Source organism: Streptomyces sannanensis (assembly GCF_039536205.1).
GTDB classification, from domain to species: Bacteria; Actinomycetota; Actinomycetes; order Streptomycetales; family Streptomycetaceae; genus Streptomyces; species Streptomyces sannanensis.
Window position 1 is genome coordinate 4,826,141 of the sequence record NZ_BAAAYL010000001.1, and the last position, 18,435, is coordinate 4,844,575.

The 18,435-nt window shown below is 70.2% G+C and carries 15 protein-coding genes and 1 pseudogene; 8 read left to right on the plus strand and 8 right to left on the minus strand.

Annotated elements, in window-relative coordinates:
- The first annotated feature begins 21 nt into the window (after positions 1–21).
- From ABD858_RS22720 to ABD858_RS22735, 4 genes are all read left to right on the plus strand, one after another.
- On the plus strand, positions 22–975 hold the full coding sequence (locus ABD858_RS22720; protein WP_345044777.1) for a tetratricopeptide repeat protein: 954 nt from the start codon (positions 22–24) through the stop codon (positions 973–975).
- Positions 976–1,566: 591 nt separating this feature from the next.
- On the plus strand, positions 1,567–2,256 hold the full coding sequence (locus ABD858_RS22725; RefSeq protein WP_345040570.1) for a DUF6230 family protein: 690 nt from the start codon (positions 1,567–1,569) through the stop codon (positions 2,254–2,256).
- Positions 2,257–2,354: 98 nt separating this feature from the next.
- Positions 2,355–2,900, plus strand: coding sequence for a DUF6114 domain-containing protein (locus ABD858_RS22730; RefSeq protein WP_345040572.1), 546 nt, complete (start codon positions 2,355–2,357; stop codon positions 2,898–2,900).
- Positions 2,890–4,215, plus strand: a complete 1,326-nt coding sequence (locus ABD858_RS22735) for a hypothetical protein (protein WP_345040575.1) — start codon at positions 2,890–2,892, stop codon at positions 4,213–4,215. Before ABD858_RS22730 ends, ABD858_RS22735 begins: the two co-directional genes overlap by 11 nt.
- 106 nt (positions 4,216–4,321) lie before the next feature.
- On the opposite strand, the gene ABD858_RS22740 is transcribed toward ABD858_RS22735, so the two are convergent.
- The 4 genes from ABD858_RS22740 to pta form a co-directional block, all read right to left on the minus strand.
- Positions 4,322–4,924 carry a Uma2 family endonuclease gene (locus tag ABD858_RS22740; protein ID WP_345040577.1) on the minus strand — a complete coding sequence of 201 codons (603 nt, stop codon included), beginning with the start codon at positions 4,922–4,924 and terminating at the stop codon, positions 4,322–4,324.
- A gap of 161 nt (positions 4,925–5,085) precedes the next feature.
- Positions 5,086–6,516 (minus strand): pyruvate kinase, encoded by a 1,431-nt coding sequence (pyk, locus tag ABD858_RS22745; protein ID WP_345040579.1) that lies wholly within the window; start codon positions 6,514–6,516, stop codon positions 5,086–5,088.
- Between the two features lie 100 nt (positions 6,517–6,616).
- Complete coding sequence (locus tag ABD858_RS22750; protein ID WP_345040582.1) at positions 6,617–7,849, minus strand: acetate kinase; 1,233 nt, start codon at positions 7,847–7,849, stop codon at positions 6,617–6,619.
- Positions 7,846–9,921 carry a phosphate acetyltransferase gene (gene pta / locus ABD858_RS22755; RefSeq protein WP_345040584.1) on the minus strand — a complete coding sequence of 692 codons (2,076 nt, stop codon included), beginning with the start codon at positions 9,919–9,921 and terminating at the stop codon, positions 7,846–7,848. Before pta ends, ABD858_RS22750 begins: the two co-directional genes overlap by 4 nt.
- A gap of 147 nt (positions 9,922–10,068) precedes the next feature.
- On the opposite strand from pta, the gene ABD858_RS22760 reads away from it, so the two are divergent.
- Positions 10,069–11,094, plus strand: a complete 1,026-nt coding sequence (locus ABD858_RS22760) for an ATP-dependent 6-phosphofructokinase (RefSeq protein ID WP_345040586.1) — start codon at positions 10,069–10,071, stop codon at positions 11,092–11,094.
- A 42-nt stretch (positions 11,095–11,136) separates the two neighbouring features.
- On the opposite strand, the gene ABD858_RS22765 is transcribed toward ABD858_RS22760, so the two are convergent.
- Both ABD858_RS22765 and ABD858_RS22770 read right to left on the minus strand, forming a co-directional pair.
- The gene (locus ABD858_RS22765; RefSeq protein WP_345040589.1) at positions 11,137–11,820 is read right to left on the minus strand and encodes a response regulator; all 684 of its coding nucleotides are present in this window, start codon (positions 11,818–11,820) and stop codon (positions 11,137–11,139) included.
- On the minus strand, positions 11,817–13,415 hold the full coding sequence (locus ABD858_RS22770) for an ATP-binding protein (RefSeq protein WP_345040591.1): 1,599 nt from the start codon (positions 13,413–13,415) through the stop codon (positions 11,817–11,819). Before ABD858_RS22770 ends, ABD858_RS22765 begins: the two co-directional genes overlap by 4 nt.
- Positions 13,416–13,547: 132 nt before the next feature.
- Here ABD858_RS22770 and ABD858_RS22775 point away from each other — a divergent pair, with 132 nt between their 5' ends.
- Entirely contained in the window at positions 13,548–14,909 is a 1,362-nt protein-coding gene (locus ABD858_RS22775; protein ID WP_345040593.1) for a cation:dicarboxylate symporter family transporter, read from the plus strand.
- Between the two features lie 153 nt (positions 14,910–15,062).
- Complete coding sequence (locus ABD858_RS22780; RefSeq protein ID WP_345040595.1) at positions 15,063–15,383, plus strand: GYD domain-containing protein; 321 nt, start codon at positions 15,063–15,065, stop codon at positions 15,381–15,383.
- A gap of 124 nt (positions 15,384–15,507) precedes the next feature.
- Here the strand turns inward: ABD858_RS22780 and ABD858_RS22785 are convergent.
- Positions 15,508–15,786 (minus strand): annotated as a pseudogene (locus ABD858_RS22785) (RNA polymerase subunit sigma-24); the annotation flags it as partial.
- On the opposite strand from ABD858_RS22785, the gene ABD858_RS22790 reads away from it, so the two are divergent.
- Positions 15,763–16,032 carry a DUF4259 domain-containing protein gene (locus ABD858_RS22790; RefSeq protein ID WP_345044780.1) on the plus strand — a complete coding sequence of 90 codons (270 nt, stop codon included), beginning with the start codon at positions 15,763–15,765 and terminating at the stop codon, positions 16,030–16,032. The pseudogene ABD858_RS22785 and the gene ABD858_RS22790 overlap by 24 nt on opposite strands.
- A 46-nt stretch (positions 16,033–16,078) precedes the next feature.
- Here the strand turns inward: ABD858_RS22790 and glgB are convergent, their stop codons facing one another.
- Entirely contained in the window at positions 16,079–18,409 is a 2,331-nt protein-coding gene (gene glgB, locus ABD858_RS22795; protein WP_345040598.1) for a 1,4-alpha-glucan branching enzyme, read from the minus strand.
- Between the last annotated feature and the right edge of the window lie 26 nt (positions 18,410–18,435).

Consider the following 18,435-nt stretch of genomic DNA (forward strand, 5'->3'; position numbering starts at 1 on the left):
ATGCAGCAGCAGCCTAGGAACATGTCAGTGAGCGGCGCCGTCGACCTCGCCGCGGTGAAGGCGGCCGGAGAGGCCAAGGCCAAGGCCGAGCAGGTGCGGGCGGAGGCCGCCCGGCAGGGCGGCGGTGGCGCCGTGTCCCCTGCGAGCCTGGTGATCGACGTCGATGAGGCGGGCTTCGAGCGCGACGTTCTCATGCGCTCCAACGAGGTTCCGGTCGTCATCGACTTCTGGGCCGAATGGTGCGAGCCGTGCAAGCAGCTCGGCCCGCTGCTGGAGCGGCTGGCGGTCGACTACAACGGCCGTTTCCTGCTGGCGAAGATCGACGTCGACGCCAATCAGATGCTGATGCAGCAGTTCGGGATCCAGGGCATTCCGGCGGTCTTCGCGGTCGTCGCCGGTCAGGCGCTGCCGCTCTTCCAGGGCGCGGCTCCCGAGGCGCAGATCCGGGCCACCCTCGACCAGCTGATCCAGGTCGCCGAGGACCGCTTCGGTCTCACCGGGCTCGCCGTCGACGCCGACGCGGCCGCGGAGGGTGTGCGGCCCGCCGTCCCGGCCGGCCCGTACGACGCCCTGCTGGAGGCGGCGGCGCAGGCGCTGGACGCCGGCGACCTCGGCGGTGCCGTCCAGGCGTACAAGAACGTGCTGGTCGACGACCCGACCAACCCCGAGGCCAAGCTGGGGCTTGCCCAGGCCGAACTGCTCTCCCGTGTGCAGGGCCTGGACGCCCAGCAGGTCCGTAAGAGCGCGGCCGACAACCCGGACGACGTGCGGGCGCAGATCGACGCGGCCGACCTCGACCTGGTCGGCGGTCATGTCAACGACGCCTTCGGCCGGCTCGTCGAGACGGTCCGCCGTACGGCGGGCGAGGACCGGGACGCGGCGCGGGTGCGGCTGCTGGAGCTCTTCGAGGTCGTCGGCGCGGAGGATTCGCGGGTGACGGCGGCCCGTACGGCCCTTGCGAGGGTTCTCTTCTGATGTCGTGGTGGCGCCCGGTGCGCCGCTGACGATTTGTTGACACGGAGACACAACGCGGCCGCGCTTTGCCAAAACTTGGGAAACGCGGCCGCTGTTACTTCCAGTAAACCGAGGGGCCCTGTCTGTCCGGTTTTAGTGCCCCTTGGCCTCCTTTTGTGGACGGCTTGACGGCACCCTCTGTCGCTGCTCGCCGCCGTGCGGACGGGGCGTGTTCACCCCACCGTTACTAGCGAGTAACGGGACCTCTTGTGCCCCGGCCCCGAATGCACCACGATCGGCCACGCTCGGTCCCAACCGCACCGGCCCGACAACCACTCGGTGCCGCGGCAGACCTTGGGTCCCCACCGGGCGGGTCGGCGACGACGTCACCGGCTCTTGGACAGGGGGGTCTCTGTCTCGTCGGCAGGGCCTGTCCAGTTCGGTTGCGCGAAGGCGTGGCCAGTGGTTGTCGCTCGGGGGTGATCGCCGGATGTCTGGACGCGATGCGCGCCTCCGGCTGCGGCGCTTTCTTCCCGAGGACGTAGCACTTCTCCCATCCCAGGACGGGCCCCTGCCCGGACCGGAGATGTACGTCCGAGAAGGAGGAAACTCATGAAGTCCCAGGTTCGTGGTGGGACCAGATGGAAGCGGTTCGCCGTCGTCATGGTCCCGAGCGTGGCCGCGACGGCCGCGATAGGCGTCGGCATGGCCCAAGGGGCGCTCGCCGCCTCGTTCGCGGTCTCCGGCCAGGAGTTCAAGGTCACGGCCAAGTACCTGGACGGCCGCGGGTTCGCGCAGTACGGCGGTCTTGACGCCGGCTACACGGACGTCAAGGGCGAGGGCAAGACCATTCGCCCGGTCGCGATCTCGTCGTTCAAGAGCGCCAAGATCGTCGGCATGTGCCAGTCCGTGGTCACCCCGGACGTGCCGGTGTTCGGCAAGATCGGTATGCGGCTCGAGGCCGGTCCGGACGAGGCGCACGCGGTCAAGGCCAGCAACCTTTACCTCGACATCTCCCAGCTCGACGGTGACGCGAAGTTCGAGAACATCGACATCGGCGTCGCGACCAAGGACACCGGCAACCCCGACATGGGCGGCAAGGGTGCTCCGATCAAGCCGAAGGAGAACGTCAACCCCGGCGGCTTCGCCCAGCAGGCGGACCGCGCGGTGCTGACCGATGTGAAGCAGAAGGCGTGGGCGACCACCGCCGCCAGCTTCGAGCTCAGTGGTCTGAAGCTGCGTCTGTACGCCGGCGACAAGGCCGTTCAGAACGAGTGCTTCCAGGACAAGGACGTCAACTAGGACGCTCCTCGCGGGCGGCCCGGACGGTCCCCACGGCTGTCCGGCCCGCCCGCCTCTTTTCTTTCTCAGAGCAACACCGGTTCCAGGGAGCGTTTTCCATGAGCGCCGAGTCACAGGGGCAGCACGAGCACTTTCTCCGCGTCTTCCGGCGCCGCTTCCGCGACTGGCGGGGCAGCCGTCCCTTCTGGGCGGGGCTGTTCACCATTCTCGGCGGACTGCCGATCGCCTACTTCCCGTACGCCACCTTCAAGCTCGGCCATATGACGCTCGCCCTGGCGACCACGGCCGGCGCCGGTTCGCTCATCATCGGGGTGCTGCTGGTGACGCTGGGTCTGACCATGTGGTTCCACAGCATCGTGCGGGTCTTCGCCGGTATCGCCTCGATTCTGCTGGCCCTGGTCTCGATCCCGGTGTCGAACCTGGGCGGCTTCTTCATCGGCTTCCTGTTCGCCATGCTCGGCGGTGCCCTCTCCGTCGCCTGGGTGCCGGAGAAGCAGCCGGGCCGCAGGGCGGTCCGCCGGGCGGCGAAGGACGGCGCCCCCGAGGACGACGCGGTGCACGCTCAGGAGAGCGGCGAGGGCGTCGGTGAGAGCACCACGGACGCGACAGTCGACGCCAACGGCGGGAGGAACAGTGCGGGGTGACGACACACAGCTGACAGCGGCTGGAGGCGACGGATCCCGTGAGAGAACGGGGCCGCGTCACGCGGCCCCCAAGAAGTCGTTGCTGACCAAGGTCCGTATACCCGCGGGCAAGGCCATGGCCCTGGCCGCGATGCCCACGGCGGTGTTCGTCGGCATGGGGCTCACGCCCAGGCTCGCGATCGCCGACGACGGCGAGATACCGTTCGCCCCGGGGCCGTGTGTGACGCGCTCGGACGAGCCGGTGTCGCCGTCGCCCTCCGAGTCCGCGTCGAAGGACGAGGACGACAAGGCCGACGAGGACAAGCCCTCCGCCGAGGCGTCGGAGACGCCGTCCCCGCAGGCGTCCGGTACCGCGGACGAGAGGGAACCAGCCCCGGGGGCAAGCCCGTCGGCCGACGCCGGCAGGCCCGACGCGGACGGGACCACCGCCCCCAAGGCGGCCGACCCGGCCCCGGAGCCCACGCCCACGGGAACACCGGACAGGGGCACCGACCCGCTCGACCCGCTGGGTGTCGGCGACGCGCTCGGGGACCTGCTCGGCGTGTCCGAGGAGGAGAAGGCGCCCCCGAGTACAGCTCCCAGCGCCCCCACCGCCCCCGCCAAGCCGGCCGGGAAGCCGGCCGAGGCACCTGCCGGGAAGCCGGCCACCAAGCCCGCCACCGGCTCCAGGACCGACGCGGCCGAGGACGAGACCGACAGGACCGCCGACGCCATCCGCGACGCGGCCGAGAAGGCGGGCGCGAAGGTCGAGGAACTGCCCGAAGAAGCGAAGGGCACGGACCCGGTCAAGGACGAGGACATCCCGGACGGTGCCAAGCCGCACTTCCCCTGCCCCACCGCGGACCCGGAGGCGCTGGCCGCGGCCGAGCTGGAGACGGGCATCCCGCGGCTGCCCGACGAACCGTGGAAGCTGGAGACCACGATGCTGACGCTGAGCGGCCTGCGGTACCACGGCATCGTCGAGGTCAAGACCTACAGCGGCAAGATCAAGAAGGTGCTGAAGTTCACCGCGACGTCGGTCGACATCAAGGACCTCCACCAGCTCGTGGTCGGCCCGGACGGCACCACGGCCCATGTCACCTCGGACAAGGGCTCCACATCCACCATCCGCAACGGCACGGTCACCATGTACACGGAGGAGCTGAAGGGAAACCTCTTCGGCCTCATCCCGGTCACGTTCAGCCCGCAGACCCCGCCCCCGCTGGACGTCCCCTTCGCCTTCTTCACCGACTGCAAGGTCACCCAGGCCGGTCAGTTCGGCGGCACGCTCACCGTCCCGGGCCTGAAGAACTTCTTCACCGGCGGCGGCAACTGACCCCCCACGGGAGCTGCGGAAATGTTCGTGGCCCGCATCGCACGATGCGGGCCACGAACATTTCCGGCACCACGGTCAGCTCGTACCGCGTAAACGTGACGTCCGGTCAGAAGCCGACCAGGGGGCGGAGGTCGATCTCCACGGGGAACGGGTGATCCGTGATGAGCACCTTGCGGTGCACAGGCTGCTCCGGGGCCTCGATGTATTCGCGGTGCTTGTGGTGCAGCCAGAACTCGTGCACGGCGATCTGCCGGTCCCGCCCCAGCTCCACCCGCCAGTAGTAGGGCACCAGGGCCTCGGCGAAGAGAGCGGGTTTGCGGATGCGGTCGTCCTGGCGGGACCCGGGTGACACCACTTCGACCACCAGGGCGAGCTTCTCCACAGGAACACACTCGAGTTCGAAGAATTCGAGCCCCGTGGGGTCGAAGACGATCACGTCCGGCTTGGGTGCGTTCTGATCGTCGTAGAGCACGCACTGCTCGGTGACGACCTTGTAAGGAGGAGTCCGTGCCAGCTTCAATCTGTCCGCGAGTTCGTCCCGCACATGATTGTGCCAGTACTTGGTCTGCCCACGGACCACGATCGCTCCGTCCAAGAGTTCCCAGTCGAAGGGCAGCTCGAGGTCTTTCACCTGATCGATCGTCCAGCCCTCAGCAGGCGGAAACATCCAGTTGTCCGGGGTGGCCTCTTCGGCTCGACCAGTAGCCATGACTGCTCCCATGAACGCGAGTGTGCGCGTGGGCGCGGAGCGCGGTCCCGCGTTCGACAGTATCGTCACCCGAAGTGATGGTCACTCGGCACGCCATTGACGAACGGTGGGCGGCAACCCGGCCGGGTTGCCGCCCACGAGTCGTGCGCGCGATTGCGACGTCAGTCGCGGGCGCCGCCTCCGATGTGGTGGACGCGGACCATGTTGGTCGTGCCGGGCACGCCGGGCGGGGAGCCGGCGGTGATGACCATCGTGTCGCCCTCGCTGTAGCGCCGGAGCTTCAGCAGCTCGGCGTCGACCAGCTCGACCATGGCGTCCGTGGTCTCCACGAAGGGGACCAGGAAGGATTCGACGCCCCAGCTCAGGGTCAGCTGATTGAGGGTGGACTCGTCCGTCGTGAAGGCCAGGATCGGCTGCACAGCGCGGTAGCGGCACAGCCGGCGGGCCGTGTCGCCGGACTTGGTGAAGGCGATCAGGGCCTTGCCGCCGAGGAAGTCGGCGATCTCGCAGGCCGCACGGGCGATCGAGCCGCCCTGAGTGCGCGGCTTCTTGCCGGGGACCAGGGGCTGGAGGCCCTTGGAGAGGAGCTCCTGCTCCGCGGCCTGGACGATCTTGGACATCGTCTTGACCGTCTCGATCGGGTACGCGCCCACGCTCGACTCGGCCGACAGCATCACGGCGTCGGCGCCGTCGAGGATGGCGTTGGCGACGTCGGAGGCCTCGGCGCGGGTCGGGCGGGAGTTGGTGATCATCGACTCCATCATCTGGGTCGCGACGATCACCGGCTTGGCGTTGCGGCGGCAGAGCTCGATCAGCCGCTTCTGCACCATCGGGACCTGCTCGAGCGGGTACTCGACGGCGAGGTCGCCGCGGGCGACCATGACGCCGTCGAAGGCCGCGACGACGTCGGCCATGTTGTCGACGGCCTGCGGCTTCTCGACCTTGGCGATGACCGGGACGCGGCGGCCGACCTCGTCCATGACCTTGTGGACGTCCTTGACGTCGTCCGCGTCGCGGACGAAGGAGAGGGCGACGAAGTCGCAGCCCATCCTGAGCGCGAAGCGGAGGTCCTCGACGTCCTTCTCGGACAGGGCCGGGACGTTGACCGCCGCACCGGGCAGGTTGATGCCCTTGTGGTCGGAGATGACTCCGCCTTCGATGACGATGGTCCTGACCCGGGGGCCGTCGACCTCGGTCACCTTCAGTTCGACGTTGCCGTCGTTGATGAGGATCTGGTCGCCGTGGGCGACGTCGCCCGGCAGGCCCTTGTACGTGGTGCCGCAGATGGACTTGTCACCGGGGACGTCCTCGGTGGTGATGACGAACTCGTCACCGCGCACCAGCTCGACCGGGCCCTCGGCGAAGGTCTCGAGGCGGATCTTCGGACCCTGGAGGTCCGCGAGCACGCCCACGGCGCGGCCGGTGTCCGCCACCGCCCTGCGGAGGCGGTCGTACCGCTCCTGGTGCTCTGCCTGGGTTCCGTGGCTCATGTTGAACCGGGCCACGTTCATGCCGGCCTCGATCAGCGCTTTCAGCTGCTCGTAGGAGTCGACGGCGGGGCCCAGTGTGCAGACGATTTTGGAACGGCGCATGAGGCGGATCCTATCGGTTTGTTTCTCAACGAAATATTCCGTCTGGTGGAAAGTGCAAATGGGCTGCCGGGTGCTCAGCTGTATTACTCCGTTGTATTGCTCAGTCGTATTCTCGGCCGCTCACGAGCGCATAGGTCTGCCGGGCGATCTCCAGTTCCTCATCCGTCGGGACCACGGCCACCGCGACACGCGCATGCGCCGGAGAGATCAGCCGCGGCTCTCCGGACCGTACGGCGTTGAGGTCGCCGTCCACGGCGAGTCCCAGCTCCTCCAGTCCGGTGATGGCGGCTTCCCGCACCGGGGCGGCGTTCTCGCCGACGCCCGCGGTGAAGACCACCGCGTCCACCCGCCCCAGCACCGCGTAATAGGCGCCGATGTACTTCTTCAGCCGGTGAATGTAGATCTCGAAGGCGAGCAGCGCCTGCTGGTCGCCCGCGTCGATCCGCCGCCGGATCTCCCGCATGTCGTTGTCGCCGCACAGTCCGACCAGACCGCTCTTCTTGTTGAGCAGTACGTCGACGTCGTCCTCCGACATTCCGGCGACCCGCTTCAGATGGAAGGTGACCGCCGGGTCGATGTCGCCGGAGCGGGTGCCCATCACCAGGCCCTCCAGTGGGGTCAGCCCCATCGAGGTGTCCACGCACCGCCCGCCGCGCACGGCGGATGCCGAGGCGCCGTTGCCGAGGTGCAGCACGATGACGTTCACCTCCTCCGGCGACTTGCCGAGCAGCTCCGCCGTCCTGCGCGACACATAGGCGTGCGAGGTGCCGTGGAAGCCGTAGCGGCGGATGCGGTGGGCGTCGGCCGTCGTCACGTCGATGGCGTACCGGGCGGCGTACTCCGGCATCGTCGCGTGGAAGGCGGTGTCGAAGACGGCGACCTGTGGCAGGTCGGGGCGCAGCGCCTGGGCGGTACGGATACCGAGCAGGTTGGCCGGGTTGTGCAGCGGGGCGACCGGCACCAGACGCTCGATCTCGGCCAGTACCTCCTCGTCGATCAGGGTGGGCTCGGTGAACCTGAGCCCGCCGTGCACCACCCGGTGCCCGATCGCGGCCAGTTCGGGGGAGTCGAGGCCGAGCCCGTCACCGTCCAGCTCCTCGGCGACGGCCTTCAGCGCGGCCGCGTGGTCGGGGACGGCCCCGCTGCGCTCGCGCTGCCCGGTGCCGCCCACCAGCGGGGTGTGCACCAGCCGGGACGTCTCCTCACCGATGCGCTCGACCAGGCCCACGGCGAGCCGGGAGCCCTCGCGCATGTCGAGCAGCTGGTACTTCACCGACGAGGAGCCGGAGTTGAGGACGAGGACGCGGCTGGCGTCGCGCGCGGCGGCGGTCATATGGAGGTCTCCTGGGCCTGGATCGCGGTGATGGCGACGGTGTTGACGATGTCCTGGACGAGCGCACCGCGCGACAGGTCGTTGACGGGCTTGCGCAGGCCCTGGAGCACCGGACCCACGGCGACGGCGCCGGCCGAGCGCTGTACGGCCTTGTAGGTGTTGTTGCCGGTGTTGAGGTCCGGGAAGATCAGCACGCTCGCCTGTCCCGCCACCTCGGAACCGGGCAGCTTGGTCGCGGCGACGGAGGGTTCGACCGCCGCGTCGTACTGGATCGGGCCCTCGATCTTGAGGTCGGGGCGGCGCTCCCGTACGAGCCCGGTGGCCGTGCGCACCTTGTCGACGTCCGCGCCCGTGCCGGAGGTGCCGGTGGAGTACGAGAGCATCGCGATCCGCGGTTCGACGCCGAACCGGGCGGCGGTGGCCGCCGACTGGACGGCGATGTCGGCGAGCTGCTCGGCGTCCGGGTCGGGGTTGACCGCGCAGTCTCCGTAGACGAGGACCTCCTCGGCGAGGCACATGAAGAAGACGGAGGAGACGATTCCGGCGTCCGGCCTGGTCTTGATGATTTCGAAGGCGGGGCGGATGGTCGCGGCCGTGGAGTGCACGGATCCGGAGACCATGCCGTCGGCGAGGCCCTCCTCGACCATGAGGGTGCCGAAGTAGTTGACGTCCGACACCACGTCGTACGCCAGCTCCACCGTGACGCCCTTGTGGGCGCGCAGCGCCGCGTACCGCTCGGCGAACCGTTCGCGCAGCTCCGAGGTCTGGGGGTTCACGATCTGCGTGCGGGACAGATCGACGCCCATCTCGGCGGCCATTCTGCCGATCACGTCGGGGTCGCCCAGCAGCGTCAGCTCGCACACGTCGCGGCGCAGCAGTACGTCGGCGGCGCGCAGCACCCGCTCCTCGGTGCCCTCGGGCAGCACCACCCGGCGTCGGTCGGCGCGGGCCTGCTCCAGCAGTTCGTGCTCGAACATCATCGGGGTGACCCGGCCGCTGCGGGCGACGGAGAGGCGGCGCAGCAGATCGGCGGTGTCGACGTGGCGTTCGAAGAGGCCGAGTGCGGTCTCCGCCTTGAGGGGCGTCGCGGCGGTCAACTTGCCTTCGAGGGCGAAGAGTTCGGCGGCCGTGGGGAAGGAGTAGCCCGGCACCGAGATCACCGGGGTGCCGGGTGCGAGGCGGGCGGCGAGCGTGAGTACCTCGTCGCCCGGCCGCTCGTCGAGGGTGAGCAGCACGCCCGCGATGTGCGGGTTGCCGGCGCTGTGCGCGGCCAGGGAGCCGACCACCAGATCGGCGCGGTCGCCAGGGGTGACGACGAGGCAGCCGGGAGTCAGGGCGGCGAGGAAGTTCGGCAGCATCGCGCCGCCGAAGACGAAGCCGAGGGCGTCGCGGGCGAGTCCGGAGTCGTCGCCGAGCAGAACCGTTCCGCCGAGGTGGCGGGTGATCTGGGCGACCGTGGGCGCGGACAGCGCCGGCTCGTCGGGGAGGACGTAGCAGGGGACGGGCAGCCGGGCCTGGAGCCGCTCGGCGATGACCGTGCGGTCCTCGGCGGCCACCCGGTTCACGACCATGGCGAGGACGTCGCAGCCCAGGCCCTGGTAGGCGCGGTGGGCGTTGCGCGCCTCGGCCCGTACGGACTCGGCGGGCTGGCCCTTGCCGCCCACCACGGGGATCACGGAGGCGCCGAACTCGTTGGCGAGCCTGGCGTTGAGGGCCAGCTCGTCGGGGAGCTGGGTGTCCGCGAAGTCGGTGCCGAGGACGAGCACGACCTCGTAGTCGCGGGTCACCGCGTGGAAGCGGTCGACGAGCTCGGAGACCAGCTCGTCGGTGCCCTTCTCGGCCTGGATCGCGGCGGCCTCGTGGTAGTCCATGCCGTACACGGACGCCGGGTCCTGGGTGAGCCGGTAGCGTGCGCGGAGGAGATCGAACATCCGGTCGGGGCGGTGGTGCACCAGCGGGCGGAACACGCCCACGCGGTCCACCTGGCGGGTCAGGAGCTCCATGACTCCCAGCTCGATGACCTGGCGGCCGTCTCCCCGATCGATCCCGGTCACGTACACGCTGCGCGTCACGCGTGCTCTCCCGTTCTTGTTCATGTCGCGGAAATGCCGGACAGGCCGGTCGTGCCCTCTTGACAATACCTCTGCGTGTCCTCTAGTTGCCGCTTCCATAGAGCGGCTGGAAGCGCCAGGCACAGGCCAAAGCGCGATAATCGGACCATGCGCATCGGAGTGCTCACCGCGGGCGGCGACTGCCCCGGCCTGAACGCTGTGATCCGGTCGGTCGTGCACCGCGCCCTGACCGGGCACGGAGACGAAGTCGTCGGTTTCGAGGACGGGTTCAGGGGGCTCCTCGAAGGCCACCTCCGCGCCCTCGACCTCGACGCCGTCAGCGGCATCCTCGCCCGTGGCGGAACAATCCTGGGCTCCTCCCGCCTGGAGCGGGCCCGGCTGAGCGAAGCCGCGAAGAACTGCGCCGAACTGTCCCGCCGCTACGGCCTGGACGCGCTCATCCCGATCGGCGGCGAGGGCACCCTCACCGCGGCGCGGCTGCTGTCCGACGCCGGAATGCCTGTCGTCGGCGTACCGAAGACGATCGACAACGACATCTCCGCGACCGACCGCACCTTCGGCTTCGACACCGCCGTCACCGTCGCCACCGAGGCCATGGACCGCCTCAAGACCACCGCCGAATCGCACCAGCGGGTCATGGTCGTCGAGGTCATGGGGCGGCACGCGGGCTGGATCGCGCTCGAGTCCGGCATGGCGGCCGGCGCCCACGGCATCTGCCTGCCGGAGCGGCCCTTCGACCCCGCCGACCTGGTCAAGATGGTCGAGGAACGCTTCGACCGCGGCAAGAAGTTCGCCGTCGTCTGTGTCGCCGAGGGCGCCCACCCGGCCGAGGGCACCATGGACTACAAGAAGGGCGAGATCGACGTCTACGGCCATGAACGCTTCGCCGGCATCGGCAACCGGCTCGCCGTGGAACTGGAGAAGCGCCTCGGCAAGGAGGCCCGTCCGGTCATCCTCGGTCACATCCAGCGCGGCGGCACCCCGACCGCGTACGACAGGGTGCTCGCCACCCGCTTCGGGTGGCACGCGGTGGAGGCGGTGCACCGCGGCGACTACGGAAAGATGACCGCGCTGCGCGGCACGGACGTGGTCATGGTGCCGCTGGCCGACGCGATCACGACGCTGAAGAGGGTGCCGGAGGAGCGTATGGACGAGGCCGAGTCGGTCTACTGAGGGGCGCGGAGTCCGTACGCGACGCAGAACTGCCGGTGACGGTCAGCTCTTCTCCGAGAGCCACCGGTACTGCAGCTCCGGACGGCCGACCTGCCCGTACTGCGGACTGCGCACGGCCCGGCCCGTGTCGACCAGATGCTCCAGATAGCGGCGCGCGGTGATCCGGGATATCCCGACCTCCGCCGCGGTGGCCGTCGCCGTCATGCCCGTCCCGGAGCCGCGCAGCGTACGGGTCACCGCCTCGAGCGTCGGGGCGCTCAGCCCCTTCGGGAGGGATGCGGGCCGAGGGGCGCGCAGCGCGGCGAGCGCCCGGTCGACCTCCTCCTGGCCGCTGGCCTCACCGGCCGCGGCGCGGAACTCGGCGTAGCGGACCAGCCGGTCCCGCAGGGTGGCGAAGCTGAAGGGCTTCAGGACGTACTGGACGACGCCGAGCGACACGCCCTCGCGGACGATCGCCAGATCGCGGGCCGAGGTGACGGCGATGACGTCCGCGGAGTGCCCGGCGGCGCGCAGGGACCGTACGAGCTGTAGTCCGTGCCCGTCCGGCAGATACAGATCGAGCAGCAGCAGATCGACCGGCGTCCGGTCGAGGATCCGCACCGCCTCGGCCCGTGAATGCGCCACCCCGGTCACGGTGAACCCCTCCACCCGGCCGACGTACATCCGGTGCGCGTCGGCGGCGACGGGGTCGTCCTCGACGACGAGGACCCTGATCGGCTCGCTCATGCCCGCGTCGCCTCCGCATCCGTACGCAGCGGCAGCCGCACCGTGAACTGCGCACCGCCGTCCGGGGCCGGGGCGGCCTCCGCCGTGCCGCCGTGACGGACCGCCGTCTGGCGCACCAGGGCCAGGCCGAGACCGCGGCCGGCGCCCTTGGTCGACCAGCCGAGGCCGAACATCTCGTCCTGGTCCGCCGCCGCGACGCCGTCGCCGGTGTCCGTGACGCGCAGCAGCAGACCGCCGTGCTCGGTGCGCACCGTCACCGTGACCCTGGCGCCGGGACTGCCCTGGGCCGCGTCGAGGGCGTTGTCGATGAGGTTGCCCAGGACGGTCACCAGATCGCGGGGCGGCAACGAGTCCGGCAGGACCCCGTCCTCGATGCCGCTGCCTTCCGTCAGGACCAGCTCGACGCCGCGCTCATGGGCCTGTGCGGTCTTGCCGAGCAGCAGCGCCGCCAGCACGGGTTCACCGAGCGCGCCGACGACCTGGTCGGTGAGCTCCTGTGCGAGCTCCAGCTCCGCGGTGGCGAACTCCACCGCCTCCTCCACCCGGCCCAGCTCGATCAGCGAGACGACGGTGTGCAGCCGGTTCGCCGCCTCATGGGCCTGGGCGCGCAGTGCCTGGGTGAAGCCGCGCTCGGAGTCCAGTTCGCCGGCCAGCGCCTGCAGTTCGGTGTGGTCGCGCAGGGTCACCACGGTGCCGCGCCGTCCGCCGCCGGTCACCGGCTGCGTACTGACCACGACGATCCGGCCGGCGGTGACATGGAGTTCGTCGACCCGCGGCCGGCTCGCCAGCAGGGCGCCGGTGAGCGCGGCGGGCAGGCCGAGCTCGGTCACCGAACGGCCGACCGTGTCCTCGCCGAGGCCGAGGAGTTCCCGTGCGCCGTCGTTGATCAGTGCGATGCGGCGCTGTCCGTCGACCATCAGCAGCCCTTCGCGCACGGCGTGCAGGGTGGCCTGGTGGTAGGTGTGCATCCGGCTGAGCTCGGTGGCGTTCATCCCGTGGGTGTGGCGGCGCAGCCGGGCGTTGATCACATACGTTCCGGCGCCGCCCAGCAGGAGTGCCGCCGAGGCCGTCATGAGCAGCGCGGTCAGCTGTCCGCGCACCTGTTCGCTGATCTTGTCGACGGTGATGCCGGCGCTGACCAGGGCGATGATTTTGGAGCCGTCGTACACCGGGGCCACGGCCCGCACCGAGAGTCCGAGCACGCCCCGGTAGGTCTCGCTGAACGTACGGCCCTGCAGCGCCGGACCGGTGTGGCCGAGGAACTTCCTGCCGATCTGGTCCGGCTCCGGATGGGTCCAGCGGGTGCCGTCCGGCCGCATGATCACGACGAAGGCGACCCCGGTGGAGCGTCGCACCTTCTCGGCGTACGGCTGGAGTGCGGAGGCGGGGTCCTCGGACCGTACCGCCTGGGCCACCCACGGCGAGGCGGCGACCGCGGCGGCGGTGGTGATGGCCTGGCGGCGGGCGGTCTCCTCGGCCCGGGTCCGGCCCGCGACATAGGCGAAGACCGCGCACCCGGTCACGACCACGGCCATCAGCACGACCTGCATCGTGAAGAGCTGGCCGGCGAGGCTGCGGGGGCGGCGTATGTGCATGGCTTCAAGGATGCCTGGCCGGAAATCGTGTGAACGTTATGTACATAAGGGTGACGGGAGTCACACGGCATTGGATATTCACCAGGGCCCTCCGGGACGAGGGCATTGAGACATCGAAGAGGAGGTTCCCTGGTGACTGCCGTGGCCGCAAGGCGGGACCGGACACACTATCTCTATCTCGCCGTGATCGGCGCGGTGGTGCTCGGCATCGTGGTGGGCTTCGCGGCCCCGGGCGTGGCCGTCGAACTCAAGCCACTCGGCACCGGGTTCGTGAACCTGATCAAGATGATGATCTCGCCGATCATCTTCTGCACCATCGTGCTGGGCGTCGGCTCGGTCCGTAAGGCCGCCAAGGTCGGCACGGTCGGCGGACTGGCGCTGGGCTACTTCCTCGCGATGTCGACCGTCGCACTGGCCATCGGCCTGGTCGTCGGCAACATCCTGGAGCCGGGCTCCGGCCTCCACCTGACCGAAGCGGCACGCGCGGCGGGCGACAAGGCGGCCTCGGGCGCCAGCGAGTCCACCACCGACTTCCTGCTCGGCATCATCCCGACGACGCTGGTGTCGGCCTTCACCGAGGGCCAGGTGCTGCAGACGCTGCTCGTGGCCCTGCTCGCCGGTTTCGCCCTGCAGGCGATGGGCACGTCCGGAGAACCGGTCCTGCGCGGCATCGGCCACATCCAGCGGCTGGTCTTCCGCATGCTCGGCATGATCATGTGGGCGGCGCCGGTGGGCGCGTTCGGAGCGATCGCCGCGGTGGTCGGCGAGACGGGCGTCGACGCGCTGAAGTCCCTCGCGGTGATCATGATCGGCTTCTACATCACCTGCGCGCTCTTCGTCTTCCTCGTGCTGGGGACGCTGCTGCGGCTGGTCGCCGGGGTGAACATCTTCGCGCTGCTGAAGTACCTGGGCCGTGAGTTCCTGCTCATCCTCTCCACCTCGTCCTCCGAGTCCGCGCTGCCGCGGCTCATCGCGAAGATGGAGCACCTGGGCGTCAGCAAGCCGGTCGTCGGCATCACCGTGCCGACCGGCTACTCCTTCAACCTCGACGGCACCGCGATCTACCTGACGATGTCCTCGCTCTTCGTCGCCGAGGCGATGGGCAAGCCGCTGTCCGTCGGCGAGCAGATCTCGCTGCTCGTCTTCATGATCATCGCCTCCAAGGGGGCGGCAGGCGTCACCGGCGCCGGCCTGGCCACCCTGGCCGGCGGCCTCCAGTCGCACCGCCCCGACCTGGTCGACGGCGTCGGCCTGATCGTCGGCATCGACCGCTTCATGAGCGAGGCCCGCGCCATGACCAACTTCGCGGGCAACGCGGTGGCGACGGTGCTGGTGGGCACCTGGACGAAGGAGATCGACAAGGCGCGGATGGCCGAGGTCCTGGAGGGCCGTGTGCCGTTCGACGAGAAGACCCTGGTCGACGACGGCCACAGCGCCCCCGCGGACACCGCGCCCCAGCGCGACGAGTCCGAGAAGGCATCGGTCCCGGCCTGACCGGCACCGTTCCCGCCCTGCCCGGCCCGCCCTCGCGGCGGTCCGGGCAGCGCCGTTCCCGCTCGGCGGCCTCCGGGTGGCCGGACGGCGCGGGTTGCCCAAGGGTGAAGGCGTGACCGCACCCGCGGTGCTTCCGGAGAAGGGAAGAGCCAGATGCCGAAGTACCTGGTCCAGGCCAGTTACACCGCAGAGGGAACGAAGGGGCTGCTCGCCGAGGGCGGTACGGGCCGCAGATCCGCCGTGCAGGAAAATGTCACATCGTGCGGCGGCACGCTCGAGACCATGTACTTCGCGCTCGGCGAGGACGACCTGTACTGCGTCATCGACATGCCCGACGACGTGTCGATGGTCGCCACCGCCATGGCGGTCCGCGCCACCGGAGCCGTGATGTCCAAGGCGGTCCCGCTGCTCACCCCCGAGGAGATCGACGCGGCCGCGAAGAAGTCGGTCCGCTTCCGGGCCCCCGGCGCCTGACCGCGCCCGCCGCACTCCTGGCCGGGGCCGCCCCCGGCCTGCAGCGCGACGGCCTCCGCGACCACGCCCGGCAGCCGGCAGATGTCGTCCGCGCCGTCGAGCGCGTAGTCCGAGGGGCCCGGGCTCAGCGGCGCAGGGCGGTCTCCCGCTGCATGTGCGACAGTTTCTCGGGAATGCGCACGGCGTAGAGCCCGGTGATGAGGCCGTCGTCGATCCGCACCGCCATGACGGTGTCGAGCTCGCCGTCGAGCTGGAAGACCAGCGCCGGGTAGCCGTTGACCTGGGTCGGTCGCAGCGACGCTTCGGCGGCGAACCTGCCCAGCCCGCCGATCAGCAGGCGGCCCACCTTGTCGGCCCCCACGACGGGCCGCTGGACGGCCTGCTTGACTCCGCCGCCGACGCCCTCGCTGCGGCGTCCCTCGTCGCGGCGCACCTTCCCGGCGGCGCCTCCGCCGATCCGGTGTACGGCCCGGACGGGCGCATCCCCGCCCTGCCCGCGGACTTCACGCCCCTGGCGATCCGGGCCGTGGACCGGATACTCGCCCCCGCGTCGGAGCTGTGCGACCTGTGGGGCGAGACCTCCGACGCCGAGGAGTGGACCCGGACGGTCACGACGCTGCGTGGCGTACTCACCCGCGCAGCCGGCTGAGAGCCCGGGCCGGCCCCATGGGGGAGGGGCCGGCCCGCCGGAGAGGCTATGCCGGGCGCAGCCAGACCGTCGCCAGCGGGGGCAGCGTGAGCTGGACGCTCATCGCGCGGCCGTGGGCCGGTTCCTGCTCCGGCTTGACGGGGTCCGAGTTGAGGACGCCGCTGCCGCCGTATTCCGCCGCGTCGGTGTTGAGGAACTCCGTCCACGCCGGGATGTGCTCCGGGACACCCAGGCGGTACTCGTGCCGGACGACGGGGGAGAAGTTGCTGACCGCCAGCAGGGGCGAGCCCGAGGCGTCGAAGCGGAGAAAGGCCAGGACATTGTCCTCCCACGCGCCGCCGTCGACCCAGGAGAAGCCCTCGGGGACGGTGTCCCGTTCCCACAGGGCCGGGGTTTCGGCATACGCGCGGTTCAGGTCGCGGACCAGGTCGCGTACGCCCCGGTGATCGCCCGCCGAGTGGTACGTGTCGTCCAGCAGCCACCACTCCGGGCCGTGGTCGTGGGACCACTCCGCGCCCTGGGCGATCTCCTGGCCCATGAAGAGCAACTGCTTGCCGGGATGCGCCCACATGAAGCCCAGATACGCCCGGTGGTCGGCGCGCCGCTGCCACCAGTCGCCCGGCATCTTCGACACGAGGGACCGCTTGCCGTGCACCACCTCGTCGTGCGAGATCGGCAGGACGTAGTTCTCGCTGTACGCGTACACCATCGAGAAGGTCATCTCGTTGTGGTGGTACTTCCGGTGAACAGGCTCCTTCGACATGTAGACCAGCGAGTCGTGCATCCAGCCCATGTTCCACTTGAGGCCGAAACCGAGTCCGCCGTGGTGCGTGGGCCGGGTGACACCGTCCCAGGCCGTGGACTCCTCCGCGATGGTCACCACGCCGGGGCAGCGACGGTAGACGGTCGCGTTCATCTCCTGCAGGAAGGAGACCGCGTCCAGGTTCTCCCGTCCGCCGAACCGGTTGGGACTCCACTGCCCGTGCTCGCGCGAGTAGTCGAGATAGAGCATGGAGGCGACGGCGTCGACCCGCAGGCCGTCGATGTGGAACTCCTCGCACCAGTACACGGCGTTGGCGACCAGGAAGTTGCGGACTTCGGTGCGCCCGTAGTCGAACTCGAGCGTGCCCCAGTCGGGGTGCTCGGCGCGGGCCGGGTCCGGGTGCTCGTACAACGGCCGCCCGTCGAACTCGGCGAGCGCCCAGTCGTCCTTGGGGAAGTGCGCCGGCACCCAGTCCATGATGACCCCGATGCCGGCCCGGTGCAGGGCGTCGACGAGCAGGCGGAAGTCGTCCGGGGTGCCCATCCGGGAGGTGGGGGCGTAGAAGCCGGTGACCTGGTAGCCCCAGGATCCGCCGAAGGGGTGCTCGGCGATGGGCAGGAACTCCACATGGGTGAAGCCCAGGTCCTTCACATAGGACGGCAGCTGCTCGGCGAGCTGCCGGTAGGTCAGCCCGGGCCGCCAGGAGGAGAGATGCACCTCGTAGACCGAGAAGGGCGACTCGTGCAGCGCACGTTCCCCGCGCCGCGCCATCCAGTCGCCGTCCTGCCACACGTGGTGCGACTCGGTCACGATCGAGGCGTTGTGCGGCGGCACCTCGGTGCGGCGCGCCATCGGATCGGCCCGCAGGGTGTGGCTGCCGTCCGGCCGGGCGATGTCGAACTTGTAGACCGCGCCCTCGCCCATGCCCGGCACGAACAGCTCCCAGACGCCGGAAGCGCCGAGCGAGCGCATGGGCAGGGCGGTGCCGTCCCAGTAGTCGAAGCCACCGGCGAGCCGCACCCCGCGTGCGTTAGGGGCCCAGACGGTGAAACGGGTCCCGGTGACGCCCTGGTGGGTCATCGTCCGTGCGCCGAGCGCCCGCCACAGCTCCTCGTGGCGGCCCTCACGGATCAGATGGAGGTCGAGCTCTCCGAGGGCGGGCAGAAAGCGGTACGGGTCGTCGATCTCGTGGTCGGTGCCGTCGTACTCGACGACGATCCGGTAGTCGGGAAGGGCCTGCAGTGGCAGCACGCCGGAGAAGAGACCGTCACCGTCGTCGTGCAGCTCGGCGCACAGCCCCTTCCCGACCACGGTCACGGACTGCGCGTACGGACGCAGGACCCGGAACACCACGCCGCCGCGCACCGAGTGGGCGCCGAGGAGGGCATGCGGGTCGTGGTGCGTACCGCTGAGCAGCCGCTCCCGGTCCTCGCCCGGCAGCGGCGGCGCGGGTCGTACGCCATGGCTCCCGCTGCGCCGCGTATGCGGCGCCCCGGGGGCGGCGGCCTGATGGTCCGGCGCCGGACTGTCGGGTGTCGGCGATGTCTCCGCGGCCGGGGCTCGCGGTGCGGCCTGGGGCTCGGACGGACGGTGAGAGGACGATCGGTGCGTCACGGGTACGGCCTCCTTCGTTGGTGGTG

Bases quoted from the DNA above. Each gene is read 5' to 3' on its own strand.
- pyk (WP_345040579.1), bottom strand. From the start codon at position 6,516: ATGCGCCGTTCCAAAATCGTCTGCACACTGGGCCCCGCCGTCGACTCC.
- ABD858_RS22740 (WP_345040577.1), bottom strand. From the start codon at position 4,924: ATGGCTACTGGTCGAGCCGAAGAGGCCACCCCGGACAACTGGATGTTT.
- ABD858_RS22770 (WP_345040591.1), bottom strand. From the start codon at position 13,415: ATGCACATACGCCGCCCCCGCAGCCTCGCCGGCCAGCTCTTCACGATG.
- ABD858_RS22725 (WP_345040570.1), top strand. From the start codon at position 1,567: ATGAAGTCCCAGGTTCGTGGTGGGACCAGATGGAAGCGGTTCGCCGTC.
- ABD858_RS22730 (WP_345040572.1), top strand. From the start codon at position 2,355: ATGAGCGCCGAGTCACAGGGGCAGCACGAGCACTTTCTCCGCGTCTTC.
- ABD858_RS22765 (WP_345040589.1), bottom strand. From the start codon at position 11,820: ATGAGCGAGCCGATCAGGGTCCTCGTCGTCGAGGACGACCCCGTCGCC.
- ABD858_RS22780 (WP_345040595.1), top strand. From the start codon at position 15,063: ATGCCGAAGTACCTGGTCCAGGCCAGTTACACCGCAGAGGGAACGAAG.
- ABD858_RS22760 (WP_345040586.1), top strand. From the start codon at position 10,069: ATGCGCATCGGAGTGCTCACCGCGGGCGGCGACTGCCCCGGCCTGAAC.
- ABD858_RS22720 (WP_345044777.1), top strand. From the start codon at position 22: ATGTCAGTGAGCGGCGCCGTCGACCTCGCCGCGGTGAAGGCGGCCGGA.
- ABD858_RS22750 (WP_345040582.1), bottom strand. From the start codon at position 7,849: ATGACCGCCGCCGCGCGCGACGCCAGCCGCGTCCTCGTCCTCAACTCC.